Origin of the sequence: Burkholderia sp. E168m23, from assembly GCF_016586125.1 — a bacterium.
Taxonomy (GTDB): domain Bacteria; phylum Pseudomonadota; class Gammaproteobacteria; order Burkholderiales; family Burkholderiaceae; genus Burkholderia; species Burkholderia orbicola.
Window position 1 is genome coordinate 1 of sequence record NZ_BCPP01000246.1, and the last position, 7,802, is coordinate 7,802.

Here is a 7,802-nt window from a genome sequence, read left to right on the forward strand (position 1 = left end):
GATCAACGGCCTCTGATGCAGATGTTCCCGATGTTTTCCCTGTCCTCCCGCGCGCAGCGCACGCTGGCCGCGGCCGGCGCGGCGCTCGCGCTCGCCGGCTGCGCGAGCACGCCGCCGTCGGCCAATGCGCCGACTGGCGCCGTACTGCAAACGGCCGCAACGCATGCCTACCATGGCCGCTTCGCGGTGCGCTACGACGATCGTCTCGGCAACCCGCAGAACGTGTACGGCAACTTCGACTGGCAGGAGCACGGCGACGACGTGTCGCTCGAGCTGCGCAGCCCGCTCGGCCAGACGCTCGCGGTCGTGAAGTCGACGCCGCGCGCGGCGTCGCTCGAATTGCCGAACCGGCCGACCCAATATGCGCCTGACGTCGGCGACCTGATGCAGAAGACGCTCGGCTTCGAGCTGCCGCTCGCGGGCCTGCGCTACTGGCTGCTGCCGACCGCCGCGCCCGCGACGCCCGCCGAAACCGTGCGCGACCCGGCCGACGGCACGCGCATCAAGCAATTGCGCCAGGACGGCTGGACGATCGACTACCTTGCCTACGCGGACGCCCCGGCCACGGGCGTCAAACGCGTCAACCTCGTGCGCGCGACGCCGCCGCTCGACATCAAGCTCGTGCTCGATCAGTGAGCACGCGCGCCTAGCCCCGATACCCGCATGACCGATTCGACCCGCTCGCTGCGCAACTGCCTGGCGCCCGCGAAACTCAACCTGTTCCTGCACATCACCGGCCGTCGTCCGAACGGCTATCACGATCTGCAGAGCGTATTCCAGCTGCTGAACTGGGGCGACACGCTGCACTTCACGCGGCGCAACGACGGCCGCGTCGCACGCGTCACCGACGTGCCCGGCGTGCCCGAGGAAAGCGATCTCGTCGTGCGCGCGGCCAACCTGCTGAAAGCGCATACGGGTACCGCGCACGGCGTCGACATCGAGATCGACAAGATCTTGCCGATGGGCGCCGGCCTCGGCGGCGGCAGCTCCGACGCGGCGACGACGCTGCTCGCGCTGAACCGCCTGTGGCAACTCGATTTGCCGCGCGCCGAGCTTCAGTCGCTCGCGGTCAAACTCGGTGCCGACGTCCCGTTTTTTATTTTTGGAAAAAATGCGTTCGCAGAGGGTATCGGAGAAGAATTAGCTGAGGTAGAATTGCCGACTCGCTGGTTCTTGGTTGTGACGCCACGCGTTCATGTCCCGACCGCTGAAATATTTTCAGATGAGTTGTTGACAAGAGATACGAAGCCCGTCACAATTGCTGACTTTCTTGCACAGCAAACCAGCGATGCGGAATGGCCAGATAGCTTCGGCCGGAACGATATGCAGGAAGTTGTAACAAGGAAGTACGCGGAAGTTGCGCAGGCGGTCAAATGGTTGTATGATGTGACCCCCGCGAGGATGACCGGCTCCGGAGCAAGCGTGTTTGCAGCGTTTCACAGCAAGCACGAGGCAGAAGCGGCGAAAGCCAAACTGCCCGCCAGTTGGAATGGCGCAGTTGCCGAGAGTCTGAACGAGCATCCGCTCTTCGCTTTCGCGTCATGAAGTTTTACTTTACCGAACGGCCTACACAAGTTCGGTGAAGTTATCAGTTAAGTGTAGGGGAGTCGCCAAGTTGGTCAAGGCACCGGATTTTGATTCCGGCATGCGAGGGTTCGAGTCCTTCCTCCCCTGCCAAAAATTTTCCCGCATTTCCCGCCCAAGCCTGAAGCAGGTGCACGATGAGCAGCCACAGCCATGATGGCCTGATGGTCTTTACTGGCAACGCGAATCCCGCGCTCGCCCAGGAAGTCGTCAATATCCTTGGTATCCCCCTCGGCAAAGCAATGGTCAGCCGTTTCTCCGACGGCGAGATCCAGGTCGAGATCCAGGAAAACGTGCGCGGCAAGGACGTCTTCGTCCTGCAATCCACGTGCGCACCGGCGAACGACAACCTGATGGAACTGATGATCATGGTCGATGCGCTCAAGCGCGCATCCGCTGGCCGGATCACCGCTGCCATCCCCTACTTCGGCTATGCGCGTCAGGATCGTCGCCCGCGTTCGGCGCGCGTCGCGATCTCGGCGAAGATCGTCGCGAACATGCTGGAAATCGCCGGCGTCGAGCGGATCATCACGATGGATCTGCACGCCGACCAGATTCAGGGCTTCTTCGACATCCCGGTCGACAACATCTACGCGACGCCGATCCTGCTGGGCGACCTGCGCAAGCAGAACTACTCGGATCTGCTCGTCGTGTCGCCGGACGTCGGCGGCGTGGTGCGTGCCCGGGCACTCGCGAAGCAGCTGAACTGCGATCTCGCGATCATCGACAAGCGTCGCCCGAAGGCGAACGTCGCCGAAGTGATGAACATTATCGGTGAAGTCGAGGGCCGCACCTGCGTGATCATGGACGACATGGTCGATACGGCAGGCACGCTCTGCAAGGCTGCACAAGTGCTGAAGGAGCGCGGCGCGAAGCAGGTTTTTGCCTACGCGACGCACCCGGTGCTGTCGGGCGGCGCCGCCGAGCGTATCGCTGCATCGGAACTCGACGAGCTGGTCGTCACCGATACGATCCCGCTGTCGGCCGAATCGCTGGCGTGCTCGAAGATCCGCTCGCTGACGAGCGCGAGCCTGCTGGCCGAGACGTTCTCGCGGATTCGCCGCGGCGATTCGGTGATGTCGCTGTTCGCGGAATCCTGATCGCGAATCGACGGAACGAAGCATGCGCACAAAGCGAAGCGGCAACGCTTCGCTTTTTGCACAATCGGACGGGATAGACGAAACCCCGGCCGTTTCATCGGGGGCCGCTGATGGCCCCGTTTTACTGCCTGGTCGCGGGCAGCAAATGGAGAATCACATGAAAGTCGTCGCTTTCGAGCGCCAACAGCAAGGTACGGGTGCGAGCCGCCGCCTGCGCAACGCCGGTAAGACCACGGGTATCGTCTACGGTGGCGAAGCAGCCCCGCAAAAGATCGAACTGGATCACAACGCGCTGTGGCATGCACTGAAGAAGGAAGCCTTCCACTCGTCGATCCTCGACCTGGAAGTGGCTGGCCAGTCGCAACAGGTTCTGCTGCGCGACGTGCAATACCACCCGTTCAAGCAACTCGTGCTGCACGTTGACTTCCAGCGCGTCGACGCGAAGAAGAAGCTGCACACGAAGGCACCGCTGCACTTCCTGAACGCAGAAGTCAGCCCGGCCGTGAAGCTGTCGAGCGCGATCGTTTCGCACGTCGCGACGGAAATCGAAATCGAGTGCCTGCCGGCCGACCTGCCGGAGTTCCTCGAAGTCGACCTGTCGAAGATCGAAGCCGGTCAGTCGCTGCACGCGAAGGACATCGCACTGCCGAAGGGCGTCGCGCTGGTCGCGCACGTCGACGCGGAAAACCCGGTCATCGCTTCGGCGACGGTCCCGGCTGGCGCCGTGTCGGACGCAGCAGAAGGCGAAACGCCGGCTGCCTAAGCGGCTGCGTACGCGCCCCATCGATCCGTTTCACGAAACGGTCGACGCAACCCGCCGCGGCTTGCCCGGCGGGTTTTTCTTTTTCTGCGCCCAGGCGGCTGCCGCCGCCTTCGAAACGTCATGATCAAACTGATCGTCGGCCTCGGCAATCCCGGGGCGGAATACACCGCGACGCGCCACAACGCCGGCTTCTGGCTGATCGACCAGCTCGCCCGCGAAGCCGGCACGACGCTGCGCGACGAACGCCGCTTCCACGGCTTCTATGCGAAAGCGCGCCTGCATGGCGAGGAAGTTCATCTGCTCGAGCCGCAGACCTACATGAACCGCTCCGGCCAGTCGGTCGTCGCGCTCGCGCAATTCTTCAAGATCCTGCCCGACCAGATCCTCGTCGCGCACGACGAGCTCGACCTGCCGCCCGGCACCGTGAAGCTGAAGCTCGGCGGCGGCAGCGGCGGCCACAACGGCCTCAAGGACATCACCGCGCACCTGTCGTCGCAGCAATACTGGCGACTGCGGATCGGCATCGGCCATCCGCGCGACCTGATTCCGGAAAGCGCGCGCGCCGGCGCGAAGCCCGACGTCGCGAACTTCGTGCTGAAACCGCCGCGCCGCGAGGAACAGGACGTGATCGACGCCTCGATCGAACGCGCGCTTGCCGTGATGCCGATGGTCGTCAAGGGCGAACTCGACCGCGCGACGATGCAGCTGCATCGCAACTGACCGCACCCGCACCGGCCTGGTAGCGTCGGCCGGCCGGCGCAACCGGGCGGCCTCGCCCGCCCCACCGCGACGCGCACATGCGGTAATCTGGACGCTTTGCCCGACAGGAGCCAAGCGGTGAGCCGTTACTGGAGCGACGTCGTTCAGAAACTCGTGCCTTACGTGCCGGGCGAACAGCCCGCGCTCGCGCACCCCGTCAAGCTGAACACCAACGAGAATCCCTATCCGCCGTCGCCGCGTGTCGTCGCGGCAATCGCACGCGAACTCGGCGAGACCGGCGACACGCTGCGCCGCTATCCGGACCCGGTCGCGCGCGCACTGCGCGAGACGGTCGCGGCCCATCACCGCATCCAGCCCGAACAGGTGTTCGTCGGCAATGGCTCCGACGAGGTGCTCGCGCACGCGTTCCAGGCGCTGCTCAAGCACGACCGGCCGCTGCGCTTTCCCGACATCACGTACAGCTTCTACCCGACCTACGCGCGCCTGTACGGCGTCGCGACCACGGTCGTGCCGCTCGCGGACGATTTCTCGATCCGCGTCGACGACTATCTCGACGACGCCGGCGGCGTGCTGTTTCCGAACCCGAATGCACCGACCGGACGCGCGCTGCCGCTCGCGGACGTCGAGCGGATCGCGGCCGCGAATCCGTCGTCGGTGGTCGTGATCGACGAAGCGTACATCGATTTCGGCGCGCAGTCGGCCATTACGCTGATCGACCGTCATCCGAACCTGCTCGTCGTGCATACGACGTCGAAGGCGCGCTCGCTCGCGGGCATGCGCGTCGGCTTCGCGTTCGGCGACGCGGCGCTGATCGACGCGCTGAACCGCGTGAAAGACAGCTTCAACTCGTACCCGCTCGACCGGCTCGCGCAGGTCGCCGCGCAGGCCGCGTACGAAGACACCGACTATTTCAACGCCACCTGCCGGCGCGTGATCGACAGCCGGACGCGGCTCACGCATGCGCTCGACGCACTCGGCTTCGAGATCGTGCCGTCGGCCGCGAATTTCGTGTTCGCGCGCCATCCCGCGCACGACGCAAGCGCGATCGCGGCCAAGCTGAAGGAACGGGAAATTTTCGTGCGGCACTTCCGGCTGCCGCGGATCGACCAGCATCTGCGCATCACCGTCGGCACCGATGCCGAATGCGATGCGCTCGTCGCGGCGTTGCGCGAGCTGCTGGCCTGACACGGAAGAACCGGCGCCGAATGGCGCTGGGCAGAAAGCGCGACGCGCGCGCCACACAAAGCGCGCGTCAGCGCAGGATCACGACGCGTCGTCGCCCTTCACGGCGATCAACGCGTGGTACTTCTCCATCAATTGCGCGTGCGATTCGTCATGCTGCGGATCGCGCGGAATGCATTCGACCGGACACACCTGCTGGCACTGCGGTTCGTCGAAATGGCCGACGCACTCGGTGCACTTGTTCGGGTCGATCACGTAGATGTCCGGGCCCATCGAAATCGCGCCGTTCGGGCACTCGGGCTCGCACACGTCGCAATTGATGCACTCGTCGGTAATCATCAAAGCCATACTGATCTCACTTCTTCAGGCCGGCGGCCGGCTTCGCGATGAAACCGGCCGCGCCGCATCACGCGGCAGGGCCTCCCATCGCGGTGACCTTCTCGGTCAGCCACTTCTCGACGGACGGAAACACGAATTTGCTGACATCGCCGCCCAACTGCGCGATTTCGCGCACGATCGTCCCCGAGATGAACTGGTACTGATCGGACGGCGTCATGAACATCGTCTCGACGTCGGGCAGCAGATAGCGGTTCATCCCCGCCATCTGGAACTCGTATTCGAAATCGGACACGGCGCGCAGCCCGCGCACGATCACGCGCGCATTGTTGACGCGGACGAAATCCTTCAGGAGGCCGGTGAAACTCATCACCTTCACGTTCGGGTAATGGCCGAGCACCTCGTTCGCAATCGTCAGACGTTCCTCGAGCGAGAAAAACGGCTTTTTCGCGCGGCTGTCGGCAACGCCCACCACCAGCGTATCAAAAATGCTCGACGCACGCCGCACGAGGTCTTCGTGCCCGCGCGTCAGCGGATCGAACGTACCGGGATACACGGCGACTACCATGTCGCTCCTCCTGTCATCACGCAAACGGGATGGCAGCCGTGCGATGCACGCGCCGCTGCCGAGATGGGCATGCGTCGCCTTTGCGGCGCGCCGCCTCGTATGGAACGCGCATTATTCATCATTTTCGCGCCGCAGCAAATGATAGTGAACCGCACCGGCCTTGCCGTGCTTCACCACCTGCCAGCCCGCCAGCGCGTCGTGCGCGGCCGGGTCGAGTTCCGCCCCCGTTTCGACGTAGAGCGCGCCGCCCGCCGCGACGAGCGGTGCCGACAGCGCGATCGCGCGCTCGAGCGCGGCCAGGTCGTCGAACGGCGGATCGAGGAACACGACGTCGAACGCGCCCGGCGTGAGCCCGGCCGCGAGCCGCAGCGCATCGGCTTCGGCAACCTCGACCGAACGGGCGCCGAGCTTGTCCTTGATCGCACGCAGCTGCTGCGCGGCGCGCGGATGGCGCTCGACCATCACGACGCTCGCCGCGCCGCGCGACGCGGCTTCGAAGCCGAGCGCGCCGGTGCCCGCGAACAGGTCGAGGCAGCGCCGGCCTTCGAGATCCTGGCCGAGCCAGTTGAACAGCGTCTCGCGCACGCGATCGGGCGTCGGGCGCAGGCCGTCGAGATCGAGCACCGCGAGCGGCGTGCGTTTCCAGTCGCCGCCGATGATGCGGATCGTGTGCGGCTTGCCGCGACTGGAAGGGGCCGCGGGGCGGCCGGAAGAGGAACGGGACATACGGGATATCGACGACGGAGGGACCGGGCGCGCGCAGGGGCGCGCCGCCAAACAGGCGCACGTTACCACAGCGGCGACGCGCACTGACGCGAGGGTCACGCCGCACTGATAAAATGCACGGTTTCGGCCGCCGTGCGCCGCGCCCGCGCGAACGCAGAACGGCCCGTCCGGCGCCCCGCTCCCGGCGGCGGCCCGCCCTCTTCCCGACGTCAGACCATGTTCAGTTTCTTCAAACGATTCAAGAAAACGCAGGAGCCCGATCCGGCGGAATCGCAATCGGCCGATGCGCAGCAAGCGGACGAAGCGTCCGACGCGGCCGAGGCGGCGCCCGTGCTCGACGCGCCGCCCGCGGCCGACGTGCCGCCGGCGAGCGCGCAACCGGCCGCGCCGGCCGTCGTGATGACGGTCACGCCGACCAACGACGGCCGCGACGAAGTCGTCGAGACGGTCGAGATCGTCCCGCCGCCGCTGCAGGACGCCTCGGCGAAGAAGTCGTGGCTCGCACGCCTGAAAACGGGGCTCGCGAAGACGGGTTCGAGCATCACTGGCGTGTTCGTCAATACGAAGATCGACGAGGTTCTGTACGAGGAGCTCGAAACCGCGCTGCTGATGTCCGACGCGGGCGTCGACGCGACCGAATACCTGCTCGACGCGCTGCGCGAGAAGGTGCGCGCGGGCCGGCTGACCGATCCGCAGCAGGTGAAGAATGCGCTGCACGACCTGCTCGTCGAGCTGCTGACGCCGCTCGAGAAATCGCTGTATGCTCGGCCGCCGCGCAGCCCGTAATAACTTCGTAAAGCATACATTATACGAAGTTATACGA

At 65.2% G+C, this 7,802-nt stretch carries 9 protein-coding genes, 1 tRNA gene and 1 pseudogene; 8 read left to right on the plus strand and 3 right to left on the minus strand.

What is annotated here, in order from left to right; all coding sequences use genetic code 11:
- Window positions 1-15: 15 nt before the first annotated feature.
- The 7 genes from lolB to hisC all read left to right on the plus strand — a co-directional run bounded on the left by lolB (window position 16) and on the right by hisC (window position 5,352).
- A complete protein-coding gene (gene lolB, locus JMF90_RS14755) occupies window positions 16-636 on the plus strand; it encodes a lipoprotein insertase outer membrane protein LolB (protein WP_011546245.1) in 621 nt (206 codons plus the stop codon).
- A 27-nt stretch (window positions 637-663) separates the two neighbouring features.
- Window positions 664-1,545: a 4-(cytidine 5'-diphospho)-2-C-methyl-D-erythritol kinase gene (gene ispE, locus JMF90_RS14760; protein ID WP_054928053.1), complete on the plus strand. Its 882-nt coding sequence runs from the start codon at window positions 664-666 to the stop codon at window positions 1,543-1,545.
- Between the two features lie 55 nt (window positions 1,546-1,600).
- Window positions 1,601-1,677: transfer RNA gene (locus JMF90_RS14765), tRNA-Gln, on the plus strand.
- A 44-nt stretch (window positions 1,678-1,721) separates the two neighbouring features.
- A complete protein-coding gene (locus JMF90_RS14770) occupies window positions 1,722-2,684 on the plus strand; it encodes a ribose-phosphate pyrophosphokinase (protein WP_011694406.1) in 963 nt (320 codons plus the stop codon).
- A 157-nt stretch (window positions 2,685-2,841) separates the two neighbouring features.
- A complete protein-coding gene (locus JMF90_RS14775; protein ID WP_011546248.1) occupies window positions 2,842-3,447 on the plus strand; it encodes a 50S ribosomal protein L25/general stress protein Ctc in 606 nt (201 codons plus the stop codon).
- A 120-nt stretch (window positions 3,448-3,567) separates the two neighbouring features.
- The gene (pth, locus tag JMF90_RS14780; protein WP_006477776.1) at window positions 3,568-4,167 is read left to right on the plus strand and encodes an aminoacyl-tRNA hydrolase; all 600 of its coding nucleotides are present in this window, start codon (window positions 3,568-3,570) and stop codon (window positions 4,165-4,167) included.
- Between the two features lie 117 nt (window positions 4,168-4,284).
- Window positions 4,285-5,352: a histidinol-phosphate transaminase gene (gene hisC, locus JMF90_RS14785; RefSeq protein WP_054928054.1), complete on the plus strand. Its 1,068-nt coding sequence runs from the start codon at window positions 4,285-4,287 to the stop codon at window positions 5,350-5,352.
- A gap of 78 nt (window positions 5,353-5,430) precedes the next feature.
- Here the strand turns inward: hisC and JMF90_RS14790 are convergent, their stop codons facing one another.
- From JMF90_RS14790 to rsmD, 3 genes are all read right to left on the minus strand, one after another.
- A complete protein-coding gene (locus tag JMF90_RS14790; protein WP_006477774.1) occupies window positions 5,431-5,697 on the minus strand; it encodes a YfhL family 4Fe-4S dicluster ferredoxin in 267 nt (88 codons plus the stop codon).
- Between the two features lie 58 nt (window positions 5,698-5,755).
- The gene (gene coaD / locus JMF90_RS14795; protein WP_006477773.1) at window positions 5,756-6,253 is read right to left on the minus strand and encodes a pantetheine-phosphate adenylyltransferase; all 498 of its coding nucleotides are present in this window, start codon (window positions 6,251-6,253) and stop codon (window positions 5,756-5,758) included.
- A 111-nt stretch (window positions 6,254-6,364) separates the two neighbouring features.
- The gene (rsmD, locus tag JMF90_RS14800; RefSeq protein WP_054928055.1) at window positions 6,365-6,979 is read right to left on the minus strand and encodes a 16S rRNA (guanine(966)-N(2))-methyltransferase RsmD; all 615 of its coding nucleotides are present in this window, start codon (window positions 6,977-6,979) and stop codon (window positions 6,365-6,367) included.
- Window positions 6,980-7,195: 216 nt separating this feature from the next.
- Between rsmD and JMF90_RS14805 the strand changes: the two are divergent.
- Window positions 7,196-7,738, plus strand: a pseudogene (locus tag JMF90_RS14805) (signal recognition particle receptor subunit alpha); the annotation flags it as partial.
- Window positions 7,739-7,802: the final 64 nt, after the last annotated feature.

What these genes read in the sequence shown, in the direction of transcription:
- lolB (WP_011546245.1), top strand. Translation starts at nt 16, where the DNA reads ATGCAGATGTTCCCGATGTTTTCCCTGTCCTCCCGCGCGCAGCGCACG.
- ispE (WP_054928053.1), top strand. Translation starts at nt 664, where the DNA reads ATGACCGATTCGACCCGCTCGCTGCGCAACTGCCTGGCGCCCGCGAAA.
- JMF90_RS14770 (WP_011694406.1), top strand. Translation starts at nt 1,722, where the DNA reads ATGAGCAGCCACAGCCATGATGGCCTGATGGTCTTTACTGGCAACGCG.
- JMF90_RS14775 (WP_011546248.1), top strand. Translation starts at nt 2,842, where the DNA reads ATGAAAGTCGTCGCTTTCGAGCGCCAACAGCAAGGTACGGGTGCGAGC.
- pth (WP_006477776.1), top strand. Translation starts at nt 3,568, where the DNA reads ATGATCAAACTGATCGTCGGCCTCGGCAATCCCGGGGCGGAATACACC.
- JMF90_RS14790 (WP_006477774.1), bottom strand. Translation starts at nt 5,697, where the DNA reads ATGGCTTTGATGATTACCGACGAGTGCATCAATTGCGACGTGTGCGAG.
- coaD (WP_006477773.1), bottom strand. Translation starts at nt 6,253, where the DNA reads ATGGTAGTCGCCGTGTATCCCGGTACGTTCGATCCGCTGACGCGCGGG.
- rsmD (WP_054928055.1), bottom strand. Translation starts at nt 6,979, where the DNA reads ATGTCCCGTTCCTCTTCCGGCCGCCCCGCGGCCCCTTCCAGTCGCGGC.